The sequence below is a fragment of the Massilibacterium senegalense genome, assembly GCF_001375675.1.
Lineage (GTDB): Bacteria > Bacillota > Bacilli > Bacillales > Massilibacteriaceae > Massilibacterium > Massilibacterium senegalense.
Window position 1 is genome coordinate 1,032,610 of record NZ_LN831786.1, and the last position, 25,159, is coordinate 1,057,768.

A 25,159-nucleotide genomic window follows, 5' to 3' on the forward strand; every position below is an offset into this window, starting at 1 on the left:
GAAACTCCTTTTTATAAAGCAGTTTCTCCTTCAAGGATTTTATTTATACGTGTCACTACTTCAGTAGCAACTTCATTTATTGCTTTTCCAGTAGTATCGACTGTAATATGTGCTTCTTCATACCATGGATAACGACTTGTAAATAACGTTTGAATCTGTTGTTCTTTGTCCGTTGCTAACAGTGGGCGCGTCGTATCATTTTTTAATCGGTTTAGCGTTTCTTCGACAGAACAATCTAAAAAAATAACGATTCCGTTTTCTTTCATAAATTGACGATTTTCTTCTTTAATCACTATCCCGCCACCTGTAGTTACTAGACGATTCCGTTTTGTCACAGAGTGTAACACTTGCGATTCCAGTTGTCGAAAATACGCTTCCCCTTTTTCTTTGAAAATTTCTGCAATAGTTGTTTGTTCCTGCTCTTCTATCCATTGATCAGTATCTACTACTTCAACTGATAATAACTCGCCGACTATTTTTCCAATCGTCGTTTTCCCGGAACCCATAAAACCCGTTAAATATAAGCATTGCATGTTCATGTACCTCCTTGACTGGCAACATAATTTGCTTTTGTACCGTATTTCCCTTTGGTAAGTATAACTGTAAATCAACAAGCCATACATCTTTTTCATATGGTTCGACTACTTTATAGTGTATCGTTCCTCCATTTGTTTGAAAAGTGCCTTCTTCATATGCTTGTAAAGGAATCGAAAAAGTAGATAAAATAAAGCGATTAGTTAATTGTTCTTCTTCATATCGATGTATAAACGCTACTAAACTAAGTCGTTCATTTTGTAATTGAATAAGAAAAAATAAACAAGCTGATAAAAATAACAAGATAAATAAGATAGTATATGGTAACACATATCCTTGTTCATTGTTGTGTTTGTTTATATAAAAAGGTTTTTTCATATTCCTCACCATCTTTACCCGTTACTTTTACGTTTAGATAATATGCTGTTTGTTTTATGTCCATCGATGAAACGTGTTGTAAACGAACGTCATGACCTTGTCCTTGTACTTGTCGCCTAATAAGGTGATGATACATGTTATACGACACTCGTTGTTGATAAGGCGTATCAAATATAAAACCTTTTCTTGTTATGGATACGTTACTAGCCATCGATAAATCTGTATAAAGTTCATGAAAAAATAACTGCACTTCTACGGGTTCCATCGATGTTGTGTGTATAGGTTCGAAAAGAGAGGTGACGAGAAGGGGGAAAAAACTAACTAAAAGGATAAAATAAAAAAACGTTAAGACTGTTTCAATGAGCGTGAATCCTTTTTGCTGTAATGCGGTACACATATAGATTCGTTTTCTGTTTGTCGCAAACGAACGCAACGTTCCTCCTCCTTTTGTTCCATTCCATCTTGAAAAAAATATTTGATATTTTCCGTTTCTAGCCGTAAATAGGCATCCATTTGCTCTGTAATTTGCTGCCGTTCTTTTTGAATCGTTAATAAAACCGGGAGAAGTACCAACAAACTACTAAAAAGAAGACTTATACTAAGCAGTACTTCTATAAGAGAAAAACCATTATCCCTCCACAAGATAAAACCTCCCCCTCGTTAATAAAAAGCGAATCTGAATAGTTTTTTGTTTGGTCGTAATCTGAAAGGAACGATACTGTAAAGGAATACCATTAGAGGTAAACGTAAAATGTGGTGATACTGGAAAAATAGTCATGTCCATGTGGGACGGAATCGGACGAATATGAACATTTTGATTCGTATTCACATTTCTAATCACATACTGCTTTTTTGTTTGATTGATTTCCAATCGGTACATTTGCCGATATACAGCTGATTGTTGTTGCATCATTGCTAAATCACTTTGTAATGTTTTAATAAATTGATTCGTTTCATATGTTTCAAACATCGTTCGAAAATGAATAAAAGTGATAATTGTCATAAAGGAGCCAAGCATTAACACGATTAATAATTCAATTAATGTAAAGCCATGTTCGTTTTTCATGGGCGCTTCATCACAACTTCTCCATTTTCAATGGCTAACGCTCTTCCATCAGGGCATTCTGTTGTAGAGACATATGGTTGTAATTCTTCAATGGTCGTTGGTTTTCGTTTATGTTCAATTTCAAACGTATACATTTGAGAACGAATTAATTTTGCTGTTGCTTCGCACGATCTATCTTTGACTACATCATTGTTATTTGCTAATTTTGGTACAGCAATCATTAATAACAACGTAATAATCAAAATAACAATCAACATCTCAATCAACGTAAATCCAACTTCTGATGTCACTGTATTTTGTTTCTTTTTCAAAGATACTTTCATGTCATCCCTCCTACAGATTTTCCATCATGTGAAACATTGGCATAAAAAGTGCTAAAAACATAAAAAACATCATCATCCCGACAACTAAAAACAGAGACGGCTGAAAAATATCTAAAACACGTTTCATTTTTTTATCTAATAAGGTAAGCACCATTTCACTATAATGAATCAACTCTTGCTCTAAATATCCTGTTAAACTACCATGTTGGACTACCGTTGCTAATTCTTCTGTAAACAATCGACTTTGTTCTAATGATTGTTCTAATGAATAGCCAGCAAGAAGATAATTTTTTATCGTCTGTCCTTCGTATTGCAAAACGGTAAACTTTGCATCTTCTGAAAAACAAGAAACAGATTCATAAATAGATAAACCACTTTTTAATAACGAACCGAAATGCAAACAAAATGTATGGGTGCAAAATAACTGATAAAAAGAAGATAAAATGGGGATTCGAATCATCCATGTTAGCTGTTTTTCGGGGCTTAATTTACGAAAAGCAAAAAGATAGTATAAGAGACATAACAATAAAACAACAAGAACAAAAAGCAGAAAATAAGGAAGACCTTTCGCAAAGGAAATAAACATCGTAGTAACAAGAGGAAAATCCGTATTTAACGAATCATATAATTGTTGAAATTGAGGAATTAAAAAACGAATCATAAAAAAAGATAAAAGAATTGTCGCCCATATTAAAAATAAGGGATATTTTAATTGTTGAATCATTTGCTCACGAAAAGCCTCTTTCTTTAATAACCACTCCCCTGCATATTGACTACCTAGCGCGATTTTTCCGTGCCGCTCAGAAAATGTAATATGGGAAAGAACATCTTTTGGAAACTTTAAACTAGAAAAAATCGTAGACAAGTTCTCTCCATTTTCAAGTGTAGAAAAAGCGGTGATTAACGATGTACGAATGGCCGACGGATACATTTGTGCAATAAGCGTTGTCGCTTCTTTCATAGAATAGCCTTGCTTCAACAATAAACTAAATCGAATTAAAAACTCTCCTCGTTCTTTTTGAGACCAGCGCATGCTGTCCATCCTTTCATTTCTGCTAATTCTATCCATTCCGAAAGAGGTTGATTGTTGGTCGTTTTCATCGGATGTTCGAGCAATGTTGTAATGTCATTTTTTTGTATATACTCTACGATTGCCTTTCGCTTATAAACTGGATGAAAAACAAGACGTTGACATATAATGCTAAGCATCGTTTGTTTTATGTCTAACATGGAAATCCCAAATTCCAAAAAACGTGCAACCACTTGTTCTGCATAAGCAGCATGCATCGTTGAAATAACAAGGTGGCCTGTTAAGGAAGAGCGAATAGCTATTTTCGCTGTTTCCTCATCACGGATTTCACCAATAAAAATAACGTCTGGATCATGACGCAGGACTGAACGTAATCCTTCATGAAATGTCATTCCAGCTTTATTATTTACTTCCATTTGAACAAAAGGCTCTACTTTTTGTTCAATTGGATCTTCAATCGTGATAATCTGCCGCTTGCTTTGCCTATTCATTTCTTTCAACATGGCATACACAGTCGTGGACTTACCAGATCCTGTTGGCCCTGAAACTATAATGAGTCCATGTTCATGTTGACAAAGTTTTTTTAAAAACAATGCTTGCTCAGAAAAAACAAATAATTCGTTAAAGGAAACAGAAACATGTTGCGGTAATAATCGGATAACAAGACTTTCGCCGTTAGGGGTGGGGATAGTGGACAAACGAAATTCATACTGCCAATCTGCATTCGAAAATGCGCCACTTTGTGGAATTCGTCGTTCTCCCGTATTCATTCCAGCCAAAAATTTAAAATGGGAGATAATACGTTGATAATGTTGTAACGGAAGGGAACAAAAATGTACTAACTTTCCATACATTCGAAACAATACATGCGCACCATTTTCGAAAGGATGAATGTGACAATCACTACACCCTTTGTCTACTGCCTTTTTTAATAAAAATTGCGCTTGTTGAAAAGTCGTATTCACTCATCTACCTCCTCTTTTTTAGACATCTGTAACAACTATTCGTTGTTTTTCGTCAAACTCCTCCTTCTTTTAAATTTTTTTATATTTTGAATATCCTGTAGCTCCTGTTTCTTTGTTTTGTTTTCTATATTATAATGTTAGTAGGAACGTCATAATAGGAGGTAATACTTTGGAACAAGATACATTAAAAATTACCGGTGTACTATCAGATTCAACTCGTTTTTCTATTTATCAATACATATCAAAAGCGCATCGTGCTGTGACTGTACAAGAAATTGCCGAAACATTTGACATTCATCCGAATGTGGCACGTTTACATTTAACAAAATTAGAAGATGTACATATGCTTGTGTCAGAAACACAGAAAACAGGAAAAGGTGGAAGACCTAGTCGATTATATCGTCTTTCTGATGAAGTAATTAGTATTCAATTTCCGTTTCGTGATTATCAATTATTGGCAAATATTGCGCTTGAATCACTTGCTAGTTTAGGAGAGGAAGGAAGAAAAGCGCTATCTAAAACAGGAAGAAAATTTGGCATACAAGCAGCTGAAACATTTATTTCTAAAAAACATCTTTCTTTATCTCAATTAACAATGGAAGGGAAATTGCAATTATTAAAAGAAATTGCCTTAACACAAGGAATCGATCCACAATTAGAATGGATAGCAGCAAAACAACAAATTCGTTTAGATATTTATAATTGTCCATTCAAAGAAATAGCAAAAGTAGAAACTCATCAAGTTTGCCATATGCATCAAGAAATTATGATTGGGATGTTAAGCGTTATTTTCCAAGATTTTAAATTAGATGAGATTGAAAATGCAGTCGAAGGAGCGCAAGCTTGTTCCTATGCAATTATGGTTCAAACAAAATAACGATGGATTTAAAGGAATAAACGTTTACAGAATGACCTCTATTTTTATATAATGAATACGATGAGATATTAGTGTTTTCTAAAAGGGGGGATACATATGCCTGGAATGTACCGTGTACTAGCATTCTGGACAGCAATCATTGCTATCATGTCAATGGTTGGTGGATTTGTTCAAATGTCAGGACTTTTCTTTGCACAAGCGGGTATTTTCTTTGCTTTAAGTTTCTTGAACTTATCTGAAAAAATGTATGTTTATATTTTTGGTGCTTATTTAACATTATTCTTCATTGGTTTCACATACTGGACTCATTTTATGATGGTTCCTGGAATGACAGAATAATAAAAAAAGACGATGACTTTTTCATCGTCTTTTTTATTTCCAATCCAAAGGTTGAGAGAAAGACCATTCTTTCATATTCATACACCCTTTTTCTTGAATACATACATCAAACGACGCACTCATAGAAGAAGTTAAAAAAGAGCGTATTGCACGATTTTTTTTCATTGTGGATGAAAATGGGTTTGGATCATGCGTTTCTTCCAAATGAGACAACATCCCAGAATGCAAGAAAAATTCCGTTTGTTTCATTAAGGAAATCGTCTGCACATCGCATTCTTCCGCTACTTGTTTCACATACTCCCAATTCACATCGATTGTAATATCCATGTCCCCCACATGCATTAACACATTGGTCATTAATTGATGATGATAATAGCCTCGCATGGTTCCATTTTTTCGATGCGCTGCCCATCGTTCTGACCGCTCAAATCCGTAATCAACAAAAACAAAGATTGCTTGGTTCATTTGATGATAAAGCGCTTTCAATTCTTTCATCATTAAAATAGGAACTTCTATCCGAAAATCAGTCGGAATTTTCGGATCATACTGCTCTAAAAAAGATAAGACTTCTGAGGAAACAGTCGGCAATGTCACTTCTACAAAAGAATCCGCTTGATGTTTTACACCAAGCTCATATAATCGATCCTGCTTCTTTTCAATTACACGGGTTGGGATTGCGTCTAGCCATTCATTCGCAAAAATAATTGCATTTTTTGCTTGTACTTCTGCTAATGAGCTGACTGTGCGAAACCCTGAAAATGGAGACAATCGTTTTATCTGCTCTTTCCTGTGATAGGGAGAAATATCGACTATCACATAAGAGAGCTGTTCATATAATGTGGCATCCAATTCTTTTATTGTCCCAATGACTTGTTCTGCAAACTTTCCAGTTCCTCCACCAAGTTCAATAATACACGGATCAAGTTGCTCTTTTTTTATCCATTCGATAAACAATTGTGCAAAATGTTCTGCAAAAATAGGATGAATCGAGCTATTCGTAATAAAATCCCCCTCTTTTCCTATTTTCTCCTTATCTTTCATGTAATATCCATTTCCTTTTTCATACAACGCCATATTCATAAAATCTTCATAGGAAATAATTGGTTGGTCAAATGCAAGAAATGCTTGATGAATCCATTGTTCCATCGTTTCACCCCATTTTTATTTTTTCTTACGATATGTCATCCATATTAATACAAAAAATATTGGGAATAACGCAAACCAAGCTAAATAACTAAGTAACCCTACATCTCGTAACATTTGTCTCATCCTTTCACTTAAAAATAGAAAAGGACACGAAGCAAGTTCGTGTCTCTTTCTATTCATTATTTTAAAGATAAAATGTACTCTGCAATACCTTCAGCATTTTGAGATACTTCTTCATTTGTAGCATAAGATGGCATTCCAGCACGTTTTGAAGCATCAGCACCATGATAAGTTGAAAACTCATCCGTAATTGCTGCTCCACCTTGATCTAGAACTTGTTGAATGTATTCTGCATTCATCCCATCGATTGCTGCAACTTCCTCAAACGCTGGAGCTGTTGCACCGTGACATGCTAAACAAGTTGTTGTCACGATTTCTTGAGGTGTTTTTTCTACTGTACGTTCTTCCTTCACATAACCAGGATATTTCACAGCGTAAATAACAGCCCAAATTGAAACAACAGTAAATGCTAAAACGAGAAATTTAGGTATTTTACGATGACCTATTTTAATGCCAGCATTTTCGACATAAAATACTTCTTCTTCGTTTTGTTTTTTGTTGTTTGCCATATTTCCGCTCCCTCCTTTACAACTTTCAGCCATTATGATTCTTTTTTATCAGAATCATCGTCTTTCACTATTTCATCATCGTCCTCGAGCATACGATATTTAATTCCCTCTACATCGTCGAATTGACCAAGCTTTTTCCCAAGTAAGTATATAAGGATTGCAGAACCACTAAAGCTTATTAGAACAATGATAAGAGTCCAAGCTCCAATATTCATAAAAGTAAACTCCTTCTATCAACAAATAGAAGTTTTATATCTTACTATTTTTGATCAGGTTTTTCTTTTAAGCTACCTAAATATGTAGCAAGATCTTCTAACTCTTGATCACTTAAATAGTCATACTTTGGCATAATTGAACCTTCCACTACTTTTTGTGGATCTTTTAAGTGTTCAATATTCCACTCTTTTGTACGACGGTCACCAACCCACATTAAATCCGGGCCTGTACGGTTAGAGTTCATTAATTCAGGTGCATCATAATAATAGTCACCTGGAACTACTGGACGACCAATGCTTTGGTTTAAGTCTGCGCGTACTTCACGAACATATTGTGTGTGACATGTGTAACAACCTTCACGAACATAGATTTCACGTCCCTTTGCTTCAGGACTATTTGGAGCGTAATTTCTACCTTCTGCTGTTTCGGTAGGTGTTGTCATATCATCATCGAAGAATGGTAATACCACAGTACCAAACACACCTACTAAAAAGAGCATAAATGCTGCGATACTAATCGCCAGTGCATTTCTTTCCAACGCTTTCCCCTCCTCTTCATTGACAAGTAATCGCTTTCCTAAATACAGGATGTTAGAAAAGAAGACAATACCTCTAATCTATTTATAGATTAGAAAATCCATTTAGTATACCCATTTACCATAATAACAGTTTAACAACAAAATAATCAATTATATATAACGGACAAATTTATTTTTTGAACATTTTGTGAACAAAATCCGAAACTTCTATGACAAAAATGGATTTTTTTGTTTTTCATATCCAATTGTTGTATTTGGTCCATGTCCCGGAGCAACAATTGTTTCATTAGGTAACGCGAATAATTTTTCTCGAATACTTTTTAATAAAGTTGGCTGATCGCCAAAAGGCAAATCAGTCCGACCGATACTTTGGAAAAAAAGTGCATCTCCACTTGCCACAAATTGCGTATCTTTAAAATAAAATGAAATGCTTCCTGGGGAATGACCTGGGGTTTCCAAAATATCAAACGTGAAAGATCCAATTTTAGCAGTCTGCTCTTTTTCGAACACATAATCTGCCTCTTTTACCGTTACTTCTGGTAATCCAAAAACAAGTGAACCATTTAAAGAAGCATCCCTTAACCAAAGTTCTTCCTTTTTATGAACATACAACGGAATTTGATAATACTCACGCACTTCATCTACTGCACCAATATGATCAAAGTGAGTATGCGTTAATAAAATAGCAATTGGTTTTGCGTTACATTCCTCGATTTTTTCTATCACACGATTTGCTTCACTTCCTGGATCAATAATAAGCATTTCATTCGTTTTTTCCTGATGTAAAAGATAAGCATTTGTTTGTAATGGGCCTAAAGGCAATTGAATAATATTCATCATTTCCTCCTACACTTTCATTATATTATTAGCTTTATTTTACAATAACCAACTAAAAATACAAACTTCAAAAAGCGACGATGAGCACGGGCAACGACGAAGGTATCAGACAAAAAATAGGAGAAGCGCTTTTAGCTCCTGTAGGGCTTTGACGTTTGCCCATCAGAGATGGATTATCAAAAAGGCGGAGATAGGATCAATTAGAAGCATTGAGAACGAAGAGTAAAATTTTCAAACGAAAATGAAAATCCATTGATAGACAATCTCGACAAACGAACAAAAAATGAGTACAATAAGAAGTAGTCCTTATTTTTTATACTACATTTGCTATGTGATAGTATATGTCTGTTTTTAAGAGCAGATTGAATGTTTTTTAGTAAAGGGGGATTGGCATATGGGTCAAATGGGCCTTGTCGTCATTTTTGCATTAGTAACAATTTTAGCTTTAATGGCAATTGTTCGTGAAGGAAAAAAGCGCAACGGATTAGCTGTCTTTTTCTCTGTTTTAACAGTCGGAGTTTTCGGATGGTTTACAGTTGCAACATTTTTAAGTCTTATTTAACAAAAAAACTATCAATGGATATCCATTGATAGTTTTTTTTATGAAAACGTTATTTTTGATGACGATATGCTGCGTGATTCGTTGGACCAATACCATGTCCAATCTGTAAGCTTTCTGAAATAGCTGCCGTAATAAACGCTTTTCCTGTTTGGACAGCAGATTGAATATCATGTCCTTTTGCTAACTCTGCACAAATAGCAGCTGAATACGTACATCCTGTTCCGTGTGTATGTTTTGTTGCAATACGTTTGGCTGGTAAAACAACAAAATCTACGCCATCATAAAGCACATCAAACGATTCATCACTAGATAAATGGCCGCCTTTCATTAAAACACTTTTAGGACCTAAATCAAAAATGCGTTTTGCTGCTTCTTTCATATCTTCCATCGTTTCAATAGAAGATATATGTAAAATTTCACACGCCTCTGGCAAATTTGGTGTAACGACTGTAGCTAATGGTAATAATTTTTCTTTTAACGCATTCATCGCACTTTGTTTTAATAACGGTGCTCCGCCTTTCGCAATCATTACCGGATCTAACACATAATTTTTTAAGTCATATTGCTTCATTTTCTCACTAACAAGTTCGATAATTTCTTCTGAAAAAAGCATCCCTGTTTTCACCGCATCACAACCGATATCGCTTAAAACAGCATCCATTTGTTTTTCAATCGCTTCTAACGACATAGGGTACACTCCGTGAACACCAAGTGTATTCTGAACAGTAATTGCCGTAATCACACTCATTCCAAATGTATCTCGTTCTTGAAATGTTTTAATATCTGCTTGTATTCCTGCGCCGCCCCCAGAATCACTTCCCGCAATCGTCAATGCCTTTTTAATCATGTTTCATTCCTCCTTATGAAAATCTTTCAGGTTTAAAATATGTAAATGGGACGTGAGATGTTTTTCCTTCTAGTTCATCAGCAATCATCCATGCTGTAATAGGGCTAAGTAAAATCCCATTGCGGTAATGACCAACAGCTAGATGAACGCGCGGAAAACCATCCAATCTACCTAAAAGTGGAAATCCATCTTGTGTAGCAGGACGTAATCCTGCCCAACGATGAAATGGTTCCATGTTTTGCAAGTTCGGAAACATTTTTTCACTCCAACGAATTAAACGTCCTACCCCTTTTTCCGTTATTTCCGTACTAAAACCAGCTACGTCTTCACTTGCGCCACAAACGAGCGTACCGTTCGCTTTCGGTGTTAAGTAACTTTGACTTGAAAAAATGAGATGGTTCACTTGATGTTCACCTTGGAAATCATACGCACAAATTTGCCCCCGAATTGGAAAAACTGGAATGCGAATTTGAAATACCTCTTCCCATTCTGAAGACCATGCTCCAGTGGCCATGATTAATTCATCACTTTTCCACGTATTCGTACCATTGGAAACGATTATTTCGTTCTCTAATTCTTGAATTGTCAAATCACCACATTGTTCCACAATTTGAACACCGAGCATCCGATTCGCTTTTTCTAGTGCTTTTACATAATCAGGAGCATACACGTGCGCTTCGGTTGGATAATGTAAGGCACCTAAAATTTCTTTTGATACATTCGGTTCTATTTGTTCTAATGCTTCTTTGCTAACGAATGTTGCTTGAGCGCCAAATTTATTTTGCCACTCCGCGCGTTGTTCTAAAGCTAATTCATCAGCTTCATGAAAATAAACATAATAACTACCACATTCTGTATATTCAAATTCTTGTTTAGAAATTTCTTTTACATCTGTCACCCATTGCTTATAATGTTGTAAACTTTTTAAACAAAGTAAAAAAAAATCATCTGGATCTTCTGCAATTTCTGAAAAAGGAGCAAGCATCCCAGCTGCTGCACCCGATGCTTGACCACCACATTCTACTTTTTCTAAAATCGTTACATGATGACCCCTTCTTTGTAATTCAAATGAAATCGCAAGGCCAATGACCCCACCACCAATGACAATGATTTCCTTTGACATTTCCATAATCACTCTTTTCCTTATAATGTATCTGTTAACGGGCTACTAGCAGTTGCATATTTCTTTTTCGGAATTCTTCCAGCTAAGTACGACGAACGTCCAGCTTCAATCGCGTATTTCATTGCTAATGCCATTTGTACGGGATCTTTTGCCTTTGCTACTGCTGTATTTAATAAAACAGCATCTGCTCCTAGTTCCATTGCATGGCACACATCTTTTGCTGAACCGATACCTGCATCAATAATGATGGGGACATTGGCTTCTTCGATAATTAACGATAAGTTATAAGGATTTAATAAACCAAGTCCTGTTCCAATTGGTGCCGCTCCTGGCATCACCGCTGCTGCTCCTGCTTCTTCTAAGCGTTTACAAAGAACAGGATCATCACTTGTGTAAGCAAAAACATGAAATCCTTCTTTTGCTAATTGTTCCGTTGCTTTTAATGTTTCAATCGGGTCTGGGAGCAATGTTTTTTCATGCACACTAATTTCCACTTTTACCCAATCGCTTAGTCCACTCGCTTTCGCTAATCTAGCAATACGAATCGCTTCATCAGCAGTTTTTGCTCCAGAAGTATTCGGCAAGTAAACAAATTCTTTTTCAAAGTGTTGTAAAATGGCATCTTCATCGGGATGTTCTAAATTGACACGTCGAATAGCAAAGGTTAACACGTCTGCTTCCGCTGCACGAATCGCTTCATTTTGAATAAAAGGGTTCGGATAACGACCTGTCCCTAGAAAAAAACGAGATTGTAATGTTTTACCACCAACGACAAGATCATCTTTCTTTTTCACTGTTCACATCTCCTATTTTTCATATGCGTCTATTTTTTGGATAAATTGTTCACATGTTTTCGTTACATTTTTACTTTCGACAATTTCACTAATCGCACAAATTCTTGTTGCTCCTGCACGTAACACTTGGTCTACGTTATGAAGTTTAATGCCTCCAATGGCAACAAACGGAATCGTAATTTCTTTCACTACTTCTTCAATATATTTTGTTGTTACCGGATCTACTACATCAACTTTACTTTTAGTAGGAAAAATTGGACCTACTCCAATATAATCCGCTCCGTTTTGTTGTGCTTCGCGAGCTTCTTCGATGCGATGCGTTGAGATTCCAATAATTTTATTAGGTCCTAAAATTTTTCTTGCTACTTGAAGTGGTAAATCCTCTTGTCCTAAATGAACCCCGTCTGCATCAACTGCTAATGCAACATCGACATAATCGTTAATCACAAAAGGTACCTCGTATTTTTCGGTTAATGCGCGTAACTGCAATGCTTTTTCATACACCTCTTTTTTGGAGCTATTTTTATCACGTAATTGAATAAAATCTGCTCCCCCACGAATTGCTTCTTCCATTACTTCTACCAATGGACGATTCGGGTGAAATTGTTCACCAGTAATCGCATAAAGTTTAAATTCCTTCATCCGATGAGCCTCCTATCTCAAATAAAAAAGCCGTTAAAAAACAAACGTAGGTTTTTTAACGGCTAATATATGCTATCAGTCGACTTCCCTACGCTGGTGTTAACCAGTTCAGGTTCATAGAGTTGAAGTTTCCCTCTCTCAGCCATATTGGCACCCCTAGTCTACTTTCTGTTATATTACATTCATTATGACAAAAAAAAACGAATCTTTCAACTAAACAGACCAAGACTCGCTAAAAATATCTTGAAAGTCTCTGCGGCCATTTTATCAAAATCGTCTAAAGGTAACGGATTTTCCCCACGGCCTACTTCAATCGTAAAACCAGGACGTCTATAGTGATGAATAAACCAATCACGAAACCCCGCATAACTATCGATTGTTTTCACTGCTTTATATCCACTTGCACGTTCTATTTCCGCTGCTATCCTTGTGGACTCTTCAGGTTCATGTCCTAAATATCCATAATAAAATTCTTCTCCTTGCGAATGGAACGCAACTAACCGATCAACTTGTTCTTGTTCCACAAGTTTAGCCATTGCAATCGATTCTGGCTCCGATAGGGGGGAATAACCTGGAAAGTCTCTAGGAGCAGGATGTTTCGGTTTTCTGTATTGTTCTTTTTCCCAACATGACGGATACTGATTATTTAAATCAACCCCACAAATATTAGCTTTCCAATGAGAAAAAGTATCGACTCCATTATTGACATAAGAAACATACGATTGAAAAGGACCGGCAGCTGGCAACCCTTTTATGACTAAATCAACCCCATCAGGATTAACCATTGGAACGATTGAAACTACTATCTCTTCATATAATACACGCATGTTTTTTTCTTTCCATTGTTCGTAATCGATTAACTGAAACACATATTCTTTTACAGCATTCATCAAAAGAGCAGATGTTATCCATTCATTCGCATGGAAGGACGCATTAAAATGTACAGTGCGTTTCCCTCTTCCGATTTTCAGTTCATAGATGGGATTATTTAACCGAGAGTAACCAATCACTTTTTTTTGAACAAACGGAAAAGCAGTACATAAAAATTGAATATGTTTTTCGCAAATTTTTGAATGATATGGTTGCTTTGTTTTCATCATTCTTTTAGAAACGGGCATTAAAATATTCCAATATGTTTCATCTACTTTATTATGTCGACAAAACCAGTCAGGATGTTGGTGATATTTCTCGACCGCTTCCTCTAGCTGTTCTCGTTTTACGATTTTTTTTGGAATATACCCAGGAATAGCCCACTTTTTTTGTTGCTTGTATGCATCTTCTAATAGAAAACTAGGAAGGTTAAAAAAATGCTGATAAGAAGACAACGCTTGCTCAAAAGACACCATCCTTCCCTCCAATCTTTTTCTTAGATAAAACCTGTCATTGCTTTTAATCTATGAAACAAAATAAAAAAAAGTCGTAAAGACAAGCTTTACGACTCTTTTTATTCATTATCATTTTGTTTATTACGATCGTAGAAACGAAGTAAATCACCGTAAATAACTTTATCAGATAATGCAAGTTGTTCATTTGCTTTTTCTATAAATGGTGTACACTTTGCATCTTCAATTTGTAATTTACTCTCTTTATCGTAACAATGATTTTGTGTGTAAACAAGTTCGTCTGTCACTACACTGCCATCACGGAAAGCAACAAATGAATCATGCTCTGGAGAAAGTAAATCAGAACCAAATTGAATTTCATTTTTTGTATCTACACCTAATAAGTTCATGATTGTTGGACGCATATCAATTTGCCCACCTACCGTATGAACAATTTGTCCTTTATTAGAACCTGGAATATGCACAATAAATGGAACACGTTGCAATTGCGCACTGTCTACTGGTGTAATTTCATGCCCTAAAATTTCAGCCATTGCTTTATTATGGTTTTCCGAAATGCCGTAATGATCCCCGTAAATGACAATAATGGAATTGTCATATAGCCCAGCTTCTTTTAATTTTTCAAAGAAAATTTTTATGGCTTCATCTGTGTAACGAACCGTTGTGAAATAACGATTTACTACTCCATCTTCCGTTGTGTATTCCGGAATCAGTTGATCTTCTGGATCATAATAAAACGGATGGTGGTTTGTTAATGTAATAAATTTTGTATAAAACGGTTGTTTTAATGTTTTTAAGTGTTCCACTGATTGTTCAAAAAACGGAATATCTTTCATTCCCCAGTTCACACTATTTTCGTCCGTAACATCATATTCTTCGTCACTAAAGAAATGATCGTAGCCTAATGAATCATACATGACATTTCGGTTCCAAAAACTTTTTCCGTTTGCATGAAGGGTAGCAGAATAGTATCCGTAATCTTTTAAAATAGTTGGTGTCGCATAATATTTATTTTGTCCGTGTGTAAAGAAAACTGCCCCACGAGGCATTGGATATAAAGAGTTTTCTAACATAAACTCTGCATCACTTGTTTTCCCTTGCCCTGTTTGATGATAAAAATTATCAAAGTACAGTGTGTCAGAATCACGGATTAAACTATTCACAAATGGTGTCACTTCTTGTCCATCAATTGTACGATCAATAACCATACTTTGTGTAGACTCCATCGAAATAACAATCACATTTCTACCTTTCCCAATACCAGTGTATGAATCATTTGGTTGTTTATAGTTCGCTTTTACATAGTTTTCGACATCTGTAATTTCACTACTATCTGCAAACGCACGTTGCGCTGTTGATTTTGATTGTAAAAACACATCATAAATATGATAGTTAAATGTTCCAATATTTTTTACAAGCATTTCTCGGTCAAAAGAACGAGTTAATAAATCAGGACGTTCTTTTTCCGCTAATGACAAGTTTACAAAAAATAGCGCCACTGCAGCAGCTAATACAATTAGTGCTTCTTTTTTTAGACCTTGAATAGAATGTGAGAATGTTTCACGGCGTACTAAGAATGCTAAAACGAGCACATCCACAAAAAGTAAAAAGTCTGTTGGCTCAATTAATTCTAAAATACTTCCACCTAACGCGCCAAAATTACTCGTTTGGAATAACAGTGGAATCGTAATAAAATCTTTAAAGAATCGATAGTAAACTGCATTCGCAAATAAAATAAACGTTCCTGTAAAACTAAAGAAAACAATTAATCGGTTTCTCCATTTTCCCGAAAAAAACAAACTAATTCCCAAAAATAATAAGGTTGTACTTAGTGGATTGAGAAATAGGATAAATTCTTGTGAACTCGAATCAATAGATATATTAAATTCTTTTTTATACACAATATATGTTTTGATCCACAATAAAATTGTGGCAATCAAAAACAATGATAATCGGGAAGATACTTTTTTAAACATAAACATCCCTCCAATAATAAAGCTGTTCCATTGCTCCATCAGATACTTCTTCATTTTCTTGTATCTACCTTTATACTAACATAACAAACTTTATAGTACTTTAATAAAATTTACAATAAATTAACTTTTGTTCATAATTGATATTATATCAATCTGAAAAAATAACGCAACAAAAACATATTTGAAATTTATGTCGAAAAAGGCATCTATCGCCTGGTTCATTTTTAATATGATTGTTCATAAAAAAAGACCTCCCCGCTATTTTAGCGAAAAGGTCTTCATCTATCTTTTTTTATTACTTTAAAGGAAATCCTTGCTTTGTTAAATAGTCTTTTATATATGTTCTTTTTGCCTCTTTAAGTGTATCTTTCATTTGATTTGTCCATGTTTCATTTCTTCTACCTTTCGTACGCTCAACATAATAAGCAGAAACGACTTCATCAAATTCATCTAATTGCTTTTTCAATGCTTCTTCATCTATTTGATACACATTTTCATGATAAGCAACAGACATTGGATAACGCGGACGTAAAATAGGGTCTTGTTCGGGGTAACCAACAGCTAATCCAAATAACGGTACAACATGTTTTGGTAGTTGTAACAATTCCGTTACTTCATGTAATTGATTACGTAATCCACCTATGTAACAAATACCTAACCCCATTGATTCACAAGCTAACGCTGCATTTTGAGCTGCTAAAGCAGCATCAATTACGCCGACCATAAACATTTCAGTCGATTCTAATGATTCGGTCATATCAATATTTTTCCATTCCGCTATCTTTTGATGGCGATATAAATCGGCACAAAATACAAAAAAGTGTCCATTTTGAGCAACATATTTTTGGTTTCCTGACAATACAGCTAATTGTTCCTTTTTGCCTTGTTCGGTTACTCCAATAATGGAATACGCTTGAATATAACTAGATGTTGATGCCATTTGTGCACATTCCACAATCGTATTAATTTGCTCCTTCGTTAATGACTCGTCTTTAAAGCGACGAATAGAGCGATGTTTCAACATACATTCAATCGTTTGATTCACGTTTATCCATCTCCTTTGCTATTTCATGTCGTACTATAAGTATCGCTTGTTGATATACAATCGGATCAATAAATTTTGCTACGTATCATTCTTTTATTTCCATCTCCATCAATTCTAAATCTCCAAGTCGATCTCCGACATATATAATAGTACCAAATTTTTTTAATAATTGCTGTATATCGTATACACTTTTCATCGATTTTTCTACCCCTCTATTAACGGTGAATATAAATAAGCATAAACGAGTTGTGCTGTTGCTTGTAATGAATCAACATGTGTCCGTTCATAAGAATGAGACGCATCAATGCCTGGACCAATTAATGCATGTTTTACATCAACTCCCGCTCGCATCGCACTAGATGCATCGCTCCCGTAATAAGGATAAATGTCCACTTGATATGGAATATGACGTTCTTTTGCTAAATCTGTTAGCTGTTTTCTAAACCCAAAATGATAAGGCCCAGAAGAATCTTTCGCACAAATGCTTACAGTATACTCATCTGTTGCTTGTCCATCCCCAATTGCTCCCATATCCACTGCTAAAAACTCGACTGTTTCTGTTGGAATCGAGCTATTTCCACCAAATCCAATCTCTTCATTGTTAGAGATAAGAAAATGTGTCGTGTATGGAAGCGGCCCATTTTCTTTTATGACTGGCAATAACGACAATAAAATAGCAACACTTGCTTTGTCATCTAAATGACGAGATTTGATAAATCCACTATTTGTATAAGAAAATCGCGGGTCAAAAGAAATAAAATCGCCTACTTGTATGCCGAGTTCCATTACTTCTTCTTTTGTTTGCACCTTTTCATCGATACGAATTTCCATATGTTGTTCATCACGGGGAAGTTCACCTGCATCTTTATAAACGTGAACGGATGATTCATGCATCACAATCGTTCCTGTATACGCCTTTCCTTCCATTGTATGAATCGTACAATATTCTCCTTCAATTGCGTGAAACCTAAATCCACCAATTAATGACATCACCAATCGGCCATTTGCTTTCATTTCTTTTACCATCGCACCCAATGTATCAACATGAGCTGTTACAACACGGTGGACATGTTCATTTTCTCCCGGAACCGTAACCCGTAATAACCCTTTATTTGTTTTTGTCATAGGAAATCCAAGCGACTGTATTTCTTTTTCAATTTGATGTATAATTGTTGCTGTAAAACCAGAAGGAGATGGAATATTTACTAATTTATCAATCCATCGTACAATTGCATCTGTTTCCATTTTCATCTTTCTATTCCCCCTATCCTCATTGTTGTTGTAGTTCTTCGTTGATTTTCTTTTCCAATTTTTTATATTTTTTCTCTTTCGTATTTAACCGTCTTGCATCTTCAATCGATTCTTTTGCTAATTGTAATTGCCCGGTTTTTTCATATGCATATGCTAAATTATAATGTGCTTCATGCATCGAACGTTGACGAACAATCGTTTCTCGAAAAAGCGGAATTGCTTTTTCATACTGTTTCTTATCTAATTCTAGATACCCTAATAAAAAATATACAGAAGCATCACTGTTTGGATTTTCTTTTATTGTTTTTGTTAATAAATCATATGCCTTCTCTTTTTCATCCCGTTCAATATATTCATATGCTACTTGTGCATTCGTTATAGGATCATATTTTTGAGGCGTTCCGATAAAACCATACCATAATAAACTGGATGTCAAGAGCGAAATCATTGCAATAGAAAGGGCACTATATGATAGTTGATAGTTTTTCTTTGGTAAGTGAACAATTGCAGATGCTAAAAAGCCACCAACTAATCCTCCTATATGTGCCGCATTATCAACCATTGGCATAATCATCCCAAATACAAGGTTGATCCCTAGAAGAAATAATACGTTCATACCCATTGTTTTAAAAAACAACTCTCGGTAGAATACACCAAAATATAAAAGGGCACCAAATAATCCAAAAATTGCGCCAGACGCACCTGCTGAAATAACAGGTGAAAATGCAAAGCTTGCAATGATACTAAAAATACCAGCTGTCATATAAATGACAAAAAAACGAAATGAACCGTATATTTTTTCGACAACAGTTCCTAAAAAATAAAGCGCCATCATATTTAATAAAATATGTAAAATGCCAATATGAAGAAACATTGGTGTTAGAAAACGCCACCATTCTCCTTCATAAATAGCTGGATTAAACTTTGCCCCCCAATCAATTAACGTTAATACACTCAAGGTGGAACCTTTCACTTCCATCATAATATAAACAATGGCACAAATGGTTAAAAAAATCATCGTCCAAATAGGCTTCCCATATGAAAAAACTTTTTGGGCTTCTTCATCAATCCCTATTTGTTTTCCTACTTCCGCCAATACTTTTTGACGGATCATCCGCGTATCCGTTAAAGCTGAAAATTCACTTTCTTGAAAAGGCGGACTCAATTTCGCCTCTTCTATAAGTCGTTCTAGGTCTTGTGGACATTGATATAATTTAATCGTATATTGTTCATCAGCCACCGCATAACGAGTAGATTGTTTTACCATTCCTGTATATACAATAAAAACAGAGTCAATTTTTTGATTAAATACTAACTGTACTTGTCTAGCCATACGAATCGTCTTACCTTCAAAATTAGCCTCTACATTTCCTTGAATGACTCGAAATAGTTGATTCTTTTTCATCAACCATGCTTCTTTTTCGTTTTTATGTAGCATTATTACTTGTGCTTTTTCTTTATAAATGAGTTGATGCAGCGTATGCCAAAATAATTTGGATTCTGTATCTTTCAAATATGTCACCTCATCGCTTGATTTTCATCATCCAATTCCATTTTTATCTTCATGGAAAACAAATTAATCCTTATGCAAAGTTCTTTTTTATTATACCAATAAATTCATCAAAACAAAAAAAGATACACGAATCACTGTGTATCTTTTTTGTTTACGCTAGGAACAGAAAAACCTATATATCCAAACAAAATCGTCAATAATGGAGAGAGTGTTAAAAAGAATGCAAATAAGGCATATTCTACTACTGGTACACCTAATGTGTGTGCAAAAAACGCTCCACTGACTCCCCATGGTATGAGGGGATTTACTAATGTTCCAGCGTCTTCTAATGTCCGCGATAAATTTTTTAATTGTAACCCAGCTTTTTCATAATATTCTTTAAATGTTTGTCCAGGTAATAAAATCGATAAGTATTGCTCACCAGTTAAAATATTGACACCAATCGCTGATAAAGCTGTAGAAGCAATAAGATGACCTCGTTTTTGTAAATGTTCTGTTAACTTTTCAATTAACGTTTGAATAATTTGCAACTCCCTGAGTAACCCACCGAAAGCTAAAGCAATCATAATTAACGCGACCGATGGCATCATATTTAAAAGCCCACCCCTATTGACAATTCCATCAACAATTTCATTCCCTGTTGTTAATTGATACCCTTTTTGCAAATAACTTATCATCGTATGAAGAGACATTGATCCTTGTACGAAAAACGTCGTAAGAAGAGCTGAAAAAATACCAAAAATAATGGTAACGACTGTTGGTATACGTTTCACTGCTAAAAAAATAACGAAAAGCGGTGAAAGAAGTGTCCAATACGAAATCGTAAAGTGGGTTGTTAATGTTTCTTTTACATCTTTCATGGAAGTGGCAGCTGAAGAACCTACTGTATCTATTCCAATCATCCAATACAATAATGCCGTAATCAATAAAGCTGGAACTGTTGTATATAATAAATGACGAATGTGAGTGAATAAATCGACTCCAACTATTCCCGGTGCAAAGTTGGTAGTATCAGATAATGGAGACATTTTATCTCCGAAAGCAGCACCAGAAACGACCGCACCAGCAGCCAATGCAGGATTAATACCAAGACCAGCCGCAATTCCCATTAAAGCTACCCCGACTGTACTAATCGTTGTAAAAGAACTTCCGGTAAACGTAGAAACTAAAATGGTAACAAGCAAGACACTTAATGTAAAGTAAGTGGGAGAAATCGTTTCAAAACCAATATACATTAAAGTAGGAACCGTTCCACTCATCATCCAAGCAGAAATTAACATACCGATTACCATTAAAATTAAAATGGGTTTTAATCCATAACTAATGCCATCCATTAATGCTTTTTCTAACTGTTCATAGGAATAGCCTTTTTTTATTCCAAAAAGAATTAATACAACGATACTTACAATCAGTGGAATATGCGGTTCTACTTTCAACATAAAAATACTTAAAAATAACAAAATAATCATACTTAATGTGACCAAAAATGCTTCAGAAAAAGTAAAAACTTTTTTCATGGACGTAATTCCTTTCAACGCAAAACTGCTTTAAAACAATATCGCTTTTATGTACTAAAAGAAGCATACCGAAAGAAGGAAAACACGTCAATCATCTGAAAAACATCAAGAAAAGTCCCTATTTTCAGACTATTTTTTGAAAAGAGGCGAGGCTTCGCTAAGCATTATCAAACATAAGAAGGATTATTAAATGTAGGGAATCTTCTCATCAACGTAAATAAAAAGCACAGAACATCTACTCACCACTTTTTTGAAGTGCCATCCGTAAACAACGTTCCGTGCGGATAGAACAATTCATCCTTTTTGTTAATTTCCTTATCTACTCTTTTAACATGTTTCTTTCACGATGATTGTTTTTGTCTCTGTTAATATTGTCTGAACTGGAATATCATGATCATCTTTTGGAACATTCGGGATTAGCTGTTGGTCTAAACAAAGGCTTACGGTTAATCCACGATATTTTTGTAAAAACCGATCATAATATCCACCACCATATCCAATACGATATCCATTTTTATCAAAACAAACACCTGGAACAACAACTAAATCAATCACTTCGTTAGTAATAAGTTCACTTTTCTCTTCGTTAGGCTCTTTTAACCCCATAAAACTGTCTTCTAGTTGCCGAAAATCGTTCAAACGATAAAACTCCATTTCTCTCGTTTTTGGACGACATTTTGGAACAACAACTTGAATCTGATGATTCCAAGCAAATCGAATAAGCCGATATGTATCGATTTCCCGATGATGCGAAATAGTTATAGCCATCGTTTTAATTTGATGTACAGATAACCATTGCGTAAACCGATGAAAAATTTGTTGATTTTTCTCTTCAAATATTTTATCTGAAACAGTAGCTAATGCATGCAACATATTTTCTCGAATTTCCTTTTTTGACATAGGTCACCACTCCTCTATCCATTTGCTATTTTTATAAAAGAAAACAACAGGTGAATATTCACCTGTTGTTTGGACATTACATTATTTTACTTCACGATGTAATGTATGTTTTTTTAATTTTGGACAATATTTTTTTAATTCTAAACGTTCAGGATTCGTACGTTTATTTTTTGTAGTAATATAATTACGCTCACCAGATTCTGTGCAAGCTAAAGTAATTTGTACACGCATATTTATCCCTCCTCGCGACTAAAAGTAAAATGGTTTAAGACATTCACGACAAATAGACTTTTCTATATTAGCAAAGAACCTTAAAAGTTTCAAGTATCATTCATTCAAATCGTAATGTTTTCCTTTAACGAGATACACAACATGTTCTGCAATATTGGTAACATGATCCGCATATCGTTCAATATGGCGAGCGATAAATGCATACTCTGTTTGAATTTCTAATGTCTCTGTTTGGATGGTAGACGTAATAGTCGAAATAAACTGTTCATATAACACGTCAATATCATCATCTATTTTGGATGCTCGTTTTGCTAATGAAGCATCTTGATTTTTAAAAGCTTCCATTGTGTCATCTAACATTATAAGTGCTAAATCAGCCATTTTATAAATTTCTTCATTCATAACCGCCGGAACTTCATATGAACCGATTCGAACAACTGCACGTGAAATATTTACCGCTAAATCTGCCATCCGTTCTAATTCATATGAAATCTTGATAATAGAAATAATAAATCGTAAATCAATTGCTACTGGCTGCTGTTTAGCGATAATTAAAATTGCATCTTCATTAATGCTAAGTTCTTTATTATTGATTACACAATCGTGTTCAATAATTTCTTTTGCAAGCGTATGATCATGGTTTTTTAGTGCATCCATTGCTTTTTGAAATGCCTCTTTTGTTTCGTTGTTTAATTTTAATAAAGAATTGGACAGCCCTTCAAGCTGCCCAATAAAGTTTTCGCGTTTTACCATCCGTTTTCCCCCACTCTACGTTTTACCTATACACTAGGAAAACTTTGTATCATCTGTTTACTAAATATTTTTTATCCAAAACGTCCAGTGATGTAATCTTCTGTACGTTTGTCACTAGGGTTTGAAAATAATTGATCAGTATTAGAATATTCAATTACTTCTCCTGATAAAAAGAAAGCTGTTTTGTGAGAAATACGAGCCGCTTGTTGCATGTTATGTGTAACCATTATAATGCTAAATTTCTCGCTTAATTCCTGAGCTAATTCTTCAATTTTTAATGTTGAAATTGGATCTAACGCACTTGTAGGTTCATCCATTAAAATAACATCTGGTTCAATTGCTAAACAGCGTGCAATGCAAAGGCGTTGTTGTTGCCCACCAGATAGACCATACGCATTTTCATGCAGACGATCTTTAACTTCATCCCAAATCGCTGCCCCTTTTAAACTTGTTTCTACAATTTCATCTAAAATTTTTTTATCGCGAATACCGTGCAATTTCGGACCATATGCAACATTCTCATAAATGGATTTTGGAAAAGGATTGGGTTTTTGAAAAACCATCCCTACTTGTGTTCGTAATTCCTCTACACGATAAGATGGATCAAAAATGTTACGTCCTCGATATAACACTTCCCCACTTGTACGAACGACTGGAATCATTTCAACCATTCTGTTTAACACTTTAATAAAAGTTGATTTTCCACATCCTGATGGACCAATAATGGCAGTAATTTGTTTTTCTTTCACATCTAATTCAATATTTTTTAATGCTTGATCTTCCCCGTACCATAAGTTTAAGTTTTTAACGGACATCACTGTATTTTCATTTCCTGATGTCACAGTGTTTTTTTGATTATCCACTACTAATTGCATACTAGCTCCTCCTCAAAACTTTCTATTATTTTAGTATCTCTTTTGAAATTTATTTCGAATAAATACGGCAATGGAATTCATGATAATTAATATTCCTAATAAAACAATGATTCCAGCTGCAGCTACACTTTGGAACTCCTCTTGCGGTCTACTTGTCCAGTTATAAATTTGTATTGGCAACACAGTAAAACCTGATAGTAAATTTTCTGGTAAAAAGGCAACGAATGAAAATGCTCCGATAACGATTAATGGTGCTGTTTCACCGATTGCTCGCGATAAAGCTAAGATCGTTCCTGTTAAAATGCCAGGTAATGCGGCTGGAAAAATAATTTTTCGAATCGTTTGCCATTTTGTTGCACCCATACCAAACGAAGCTTCTTTTAATTCTTTTGGTACTGCACGAATTGCTTCTTGAGCAGCTACTACAATGATAGGTAAAATTAACAAACTCATTGTCAATCCACCCGCTAAAATACTACGTCCAAATCCTAATGTACGAACAAATACTGTTAACCCTAATAAACCGAATACAATAGATGGAACACCAGCTAAGTTAGCAATGTTTAATTGAATAAAACGTGTCAGTTTATTTTTCGGTGCATATTCCTCTAAGTAAATAGCACAACCAACTCCTAAAATAAACGAAACAGGGGCAACAATTGCAATCAACCATAGCGATCCAACTAACGCAGCTTTAATTCCACTAGCTTCTGGTCGTCTAGAAGCGAAATTTTGGAAAAACTCCAAATTAATATAGCCAATTCCTTGAGTCAATATCCGATATAATAGAATTCCAAGAACGATTAATGAAAATGATGTTGCAGTAATAAATAATACTTTAAAAAATTGATTCTTTACTAATCGTTTGGAAATTCTTCCTTGAACTTCTTCCTTATCAATAAAATTCAT

The 25,159-nt window shown here is 34.9% G+C and carries 31 protein-coding genes, 1 pseudogene and 1 riboswitch; of the genes and pseudogenes, 3 read left to right on the forward strand and 29 right to left on the reverse strand.

Annotation, left to right across the window (positions count from 1 at the left end; translation table 11 throughout):
* Positions 1 to 11 precede the first annotated feature (11 nt).
* Genes BN1372_RS08555 through comGA form a run of 8 tightly spaced genes read right to left on the reverse strand, consistent with a single transcriptional unit; the run spans position 12 to position 4,296 of the window.
* Complete coding sequence (locus BN1372_RS08555; RefSeq protein WP_062198566.1) at positions 12 to 533, reverse strand: shikimate kinase; 522 nt, start codon at positions 531 to 533, stop codon at positions 12 to 14.
* On the reverse strand, positions 451 to 912 hold the full coding sequence (locus tag BN1372_RS08560) for a hypothetical protein (RefSeq protein WP_062198568.1): 462 nt from the start codon (positions 910 to 912) through the stop codon (positions 451 to 453). The genes BN1372_RS08555 and BN1372_RS08560 overlap by 83 nt, the downstream gene beginning before the upstream one ends.
* Positions 875 to 1,345: a competence type IV pilus minor pilin ComGF gene (comGF, locus tag BN1372_RS15575; protein ID WP_062198570.1), complete on the reverse strand. Its 471-nt coding sequence runs from the start codon at positions 1,343 to 1,345 to the stop codon at positions 875 to 877. Before comGF ends, BN1372_RS08560 begins: the two co-directional genes overlap by 38 nt.
* Entirely contained in the window at positions 1,258 to 1,554 is a 297-nt protein-coding gene (locus tag BN1372_RS15375) for a hypothetical protein (RefSeq protein WP_187118405.1), read from the reverse strand. The genes comGF and BN1372_RS15375 overlap by 88 nt, the downstream gene beginning before the upstream one ends.
* Complete coding sequence (gene comGD, locus BN1372_RS08570) at positions 1,541 to 1,978, reverse strand: competence type IV pilus minor pilin ComGD (protein ID WP_062198572.1); 438 nt, start codon at positions 1,976 to 1,978, stop codon at positions 1,541 to 1,543. Before comGD ends, BN1372_RS15375 begins: the two co-directional genes overlap by 14 nt.
* The gene (gene comGC, locus BN1372_RS08575; protein ID WP_062198574.1) at positions 1,975 to 2,301 is read right to left on the reverse strand and encodes a competence type IV pilus major pilin ComGC; all 327 of its coding nucleotides are present in this window, start codon (positions 2,299 to 2,301) and stop codon (positions 1,975 to 1,977) included. The genes comGD and comGC overlap by 4 nt, the downstream gene beginning before the upstream one ends.
* A 10-nt stretch (positions 2,302 to 2,311) precedes the next feature.
* Positions 2,312 to 3,334 carry a competence type IV pilus assembly protein ComGB gene (gene comGB, locus BN1372_RS08580; protein ID WP_062198576.1) on the reverse strand — a complete coding sequence of 341 codons (1,023 nt, stop codon included), beginning with the start codon at positions 3,332 to 3,334 and terminating at the stop codon, positions 2,312 to 2,314.
* The gene (comGA, locus tag BN1372_RS08585) at positions 3,298 to 4,296 is read right to left on the reverse strand and encodes a competence type IV pilus ATPase ComGA (protein WP_062198578.1); all 999 of its coding nucleotides are present in this window, start codon (positions 4,294 to 4,296) and stop codon (positions 3,298 to 3,300) included. Before comGA ends, comGB begins: the two co-directional genes overlap by 37 nt.
* Positions 4,297 to 4,465: 169 nt before the next feature.
* Here comGA and BN1372_RS08590 point away from each other — a divergent pair, with 169 nt between their 5' ends.
* A complete protein-coding gene (locus BN1372_RS08590; protein ID WP_062198581.1) occupies positions 4,466 to 5,173 on the forward strand; it encodes a helix-turn-helix transcriptional regulator in 708 nt (235 codons plus the stop codon).
* Positions 5,174 to 5,269: 96 nt separating this feature from the next.
* Positions 5,270 to 5,512 (forward strand): DUF2626 family protein, encoded by a 243-nt coding sequence (locus BN1372_RS08595; RefSeq protein ID WP_062198583.1) that lies wholly within the window; start codon positions 5,270 to 5,272, stop codon positions 5,510 to 5,512.
* Between the two features lie 33 nt (positions 5,513 to 5,545).
* On the opposite strand, the gene BN1372_RS08600 is transcribed toward BN1372_RS08595, so the two are convergent.
* From BN1372_RS08600 to BN1372_RS08620, 5 genes are all read right to left on the reverse strand, one after another.
* Complete coding sequence (locus tag BN1372_RS08600) at positions 5,546 to 6,658, reverse strand: SAM-dependent methyltransferase (RefSeq protein ID WP_062198586.1); 1,113 nt, start codon at positions 6,656 to 6,658, stop codon at positions 5,546 to 5,548.
* A gap of 179 nt (positions 6,659 to 6,837) precedes the next feature.
* Positions 6,838 to 7,287, reverse strand: a complete 450-nt coding sequence (locus BN1372_RS08605; RefSeq protein WP_062198588.1) for a c-type cytochrome — start codon at positions 7,285 to 7,287, stop codon at positions 6,838 to 6,840.
* A gap of 32 nt (positions 7,288 to 7,319) precedes the next feature.
* A complete protein-coding gene (gene ccoS / locus BN1372_RS08610; protein WP_062198590.1) occupies positions 7,320 to 7,502 on the reverse strand; it encodes a cbb3-type cytochrome oxidase assembly protein CcoS in 183 nt (60 codons plus the stop codon).
* Between the two features lie 44 nt (positions 7,503 to 7,546).
* The gene (locus BN1372_RS08615; protein WP_062198592.1) at positions 7,547 to 8,041 is read right to left on the reverse strand and encodes a cbb3-type cytochrome c oxidase subunit II; all 495 of its coding nucleotides are present in this window, start codon (positions 8,039 to 8,041) and stop codon (positions 7,547 to 7,549) included.
* Between the two features lie 207 nt (positions 8,042 to 8,248).
* A complete protein-coding gene (locus BN1372_RS08620) occupies positions 8,249 to 8,878 on the reverse strand; it encodes an MBL fold metallo-hydrolase (protein WP_062198594.1) in 630 nt (209 codons plus the stop codon).
* 403 nt (positions 8,879 to 9,281) lie between these two features.
* On the opposite strand from BN1372_RS08620, the gene BN1372_RS14665 reads away from it, so the two are divergent.
* Positions 9,282 to 9,440 (forward strand): DUF2759 family protein, encoded by a 159-nt coding sequence (locus BN1372_RS14665; RefSeq protein WP_074018223.1) that lies wholly within the window; start codon positions 9,282 to 9,284, stop codon positions 9,438 to 9,440.
* A gap of 49 nt (positions 9,441 to 9,489) precedes the next feature.
* On the opposite strand, the gene thiD is transcribed toward BN1372_RS14665, so the two are convergent.
* The 16 genes and pseudogenes from thiD to pstA form a co-directional block, all read right to left on the reverse strand.
* Positions 9,490 to 10,287 (reverse strand): bifunctional hydroxymethylpyrimidine kinase/phosphomethylpyrimidine kinase, encoded by a 798-nt coding sequence (gene thiD / locus BN1372_RS08625; RefSeq protein ID WP_062198596.1) that lies wholly within the window; start codon positions 10,285 to 10,287, stop codon positions 9,490 to 9,492.
* Positions 10,288 to 10,300: 13 nt separating this feature from the next.
* Complete coding sequence (thiO, locus tag BN1372_RS08630) at positions 10,301 to 11,416, reverse strand: glycine oxidase ThiO (protein WP_325062682.1); 1,116 nt, start codon at positions 11,414 to 11,416, stop codon at positions 10,301 to 10,303.
* A 14-nt stretch (positions 11,417 to 11,430) separates the two neighbouring features.
* Positions 11,431 to 12,204 (reverse strand): thiazole synthase, encoded by a 774-nt coding sequence (locus tag BN1372_RS08635; RefSeq protein WP_062198598.1) that lies wholly within the window; start codon positions 12,202 to 12,204, stop codon positions 11,431 to 11,433.
* Positions 12,205 to 12,216: 12 nt separating this feature from the next.
* Positions 12,217 to 12,846, reverse strand: a complete 630-nt coding sequence (gene thiE / locus BN1372_RS08640) for a thiamine phosphate synthase (protein ID WP_062198600.1) — start codon at positions 12,844 to 12,846, stop codon at positions 12,217 to 12,219.
* 68 nt (positions 12,847 to 12,914) lie between these two features.
* Positions 12,915 to 13,014, reverse strand: a riboswitch (TPP riboswitch).
* 41 nt (positions 13,015 to 13,055) lie between these two features.
* The gene (locus BN1372_RS08645) at positions 13,056 to 14,192 is read right to left on the reverse strand and encodes a M14 family metallopeptidase (RefSeq protein ID WP_062198603.1); all 1,137 of its coding nucleotides are present in this window, start codon (positions 14,190 to 14,192) and stop codon (positions 13,056 to 13,058) included.
* Positions 14,193 to 14,290: 98 nt separating this feature from the next.
* Positions 14,291 to 16,165, reverse strand: coding sequence for an LTA synthase family protein (locus BN1372_RS08650; RefSeq protein WP_062198605.1), 1,875 nt, complete (start codon positions 16,163 to 16,165; stop codon positions 14,291 to 14,293).
* A 295-nt stretch (positions 16,166 to 16,460) separates the two neighbouring features.
* The gene (gene nfsA, locus BN1372_RS08655; protein ID WP_062198607.1) at positions 16,461 to 17,210 is read right to left on the reverse strand and encodes an oxygen-insensitive NADPH nitroreductase; all 750 of its coding nucleotides are present in this window, start codon (positions 17,208 to 17,210) and stop codon (positions 16,461 to 16,463) included.
* Positions 17,194 to 17,406, reverse strand: a pseudogene (locus BN1372_RS08660) (YqgQ family protein). Before BN1372_RS08660 ends, nfsA begins: the two are co-directional and overlap by 17 nt.
* A gap of 8 nt (positions 17,407 to 17,414) precedes the next feature.
* On the reverse strand, positions 17,415 to 18,461 hold the full coding sequence (locus BN1372_RS08665; RefSeq protein ID WP_062198609.1) for a M42 family metallopeptidase: 1,047 nt from the start codon (positions 18,459 to 18,461) through the stop codon (positions 17,415 to 17,417).
* Positions 18,462 to 18,480: 19 nt separating this feature from the next.
* On the reverse strand, positions 18,481 to 19,974 hold the full coding sequence (locus BN1372_RS08670) for a rhomboid family intramembrane serine protease (RefSeq protein ID WP_062198611.1): 1,494 nt from the start codon (positions 19,972 to 19,974) through the stop codon (positions 18,481 to 18,483).
* A 131-nt stretch (positions 19,975 to 20,105) separates the two neighbouring features.
* Positions 20,106 to 21,491 carry a Na+/H+ antiporter NhaC gene (gene nhaC / locus BN1372_RS08675; protein ID WP_062198613.1) on the reverse strand — a complete coding sequence of 462 codons (1,386 nt, stop codon included), beginning with the start codon at positions 21,489 to 21,491 and terminating at the stop codon, positions 20,106 to 20,108.
* A 327-nt stretch (positions 21,492 to 21,818) separates the two neighbouring features.
* Positions 21,819 to 22,391 carry a 5-formyltetrahydrofolate cyclo-ligase gene (locus BN1372_RS08680; RefSeq protein ID WP_062198615.1) on the reverse strand — a complete coding sequence of 191 codons (573 nt, stop codon included), beginning with the start codon at positions 22,389 to 22,391 and terminating at the stop codon, positions 21,819 to 21,821.
* Between the two features lie 81 nt (positions 22,392 to 22,472).
* The gene (gene rpmG, locus BN1372_RS08685; protein WP_062198617.1) at positions 22,473 to 22,622 is read right to left on the reverse strand and encodes a 50S ribosomal protein L33; all 150 of its coding nucleotides are present in this window, start codon (positions 22,620 to 22,622) and stop codon (positions 22,473 to 22,475) included.
* A 96-nt stretch (positions 22,623 to 22,718) separates the two neighbouring features.
* Positions 22,719 to 23,375: a phosphate signaling complex protein PhoU gene (phoU, locus tag BN1372_RS08690; protein WP_062198619.1), complete on the reverse strand. Its 657-nt coding sequence runs from the start codon at positions 23,373 to 23,375 to the stop codon at positions 22,719 to 22,721.
* A 71-nt stretch (positions 23,376 to 23,446) separates the two neighbouring features.
* Positions 23,447 to 24,190 carry a phosphate ABC transporter ATP-binding protein PstB gene (pstB, locus tag BN1372_RS08695; protein ID WP_230198845.1) on the reverse strand — a complete coding sequence of 248 codons (744 nt, stop codon included), beginning with the start codon at positions 24,188 to 24,190 and terminating at the stop codon, positions 23,447 to 23,449.
* A 90-nt stretch (positions 24,191 to 24,280) separates the two neighbouring features.
* Positions 24,281 to 25,159: a phosphate ABC transporter permease PstA gene (pstA, locus tag BN1372_RS08700; protein ID WP_062198623.1), complete on the reverse strand. Its 879-nt coding sequence runs from the start codon at positions 25,157 to 25,159 to the stop codon at positions 24,281 to 24,283.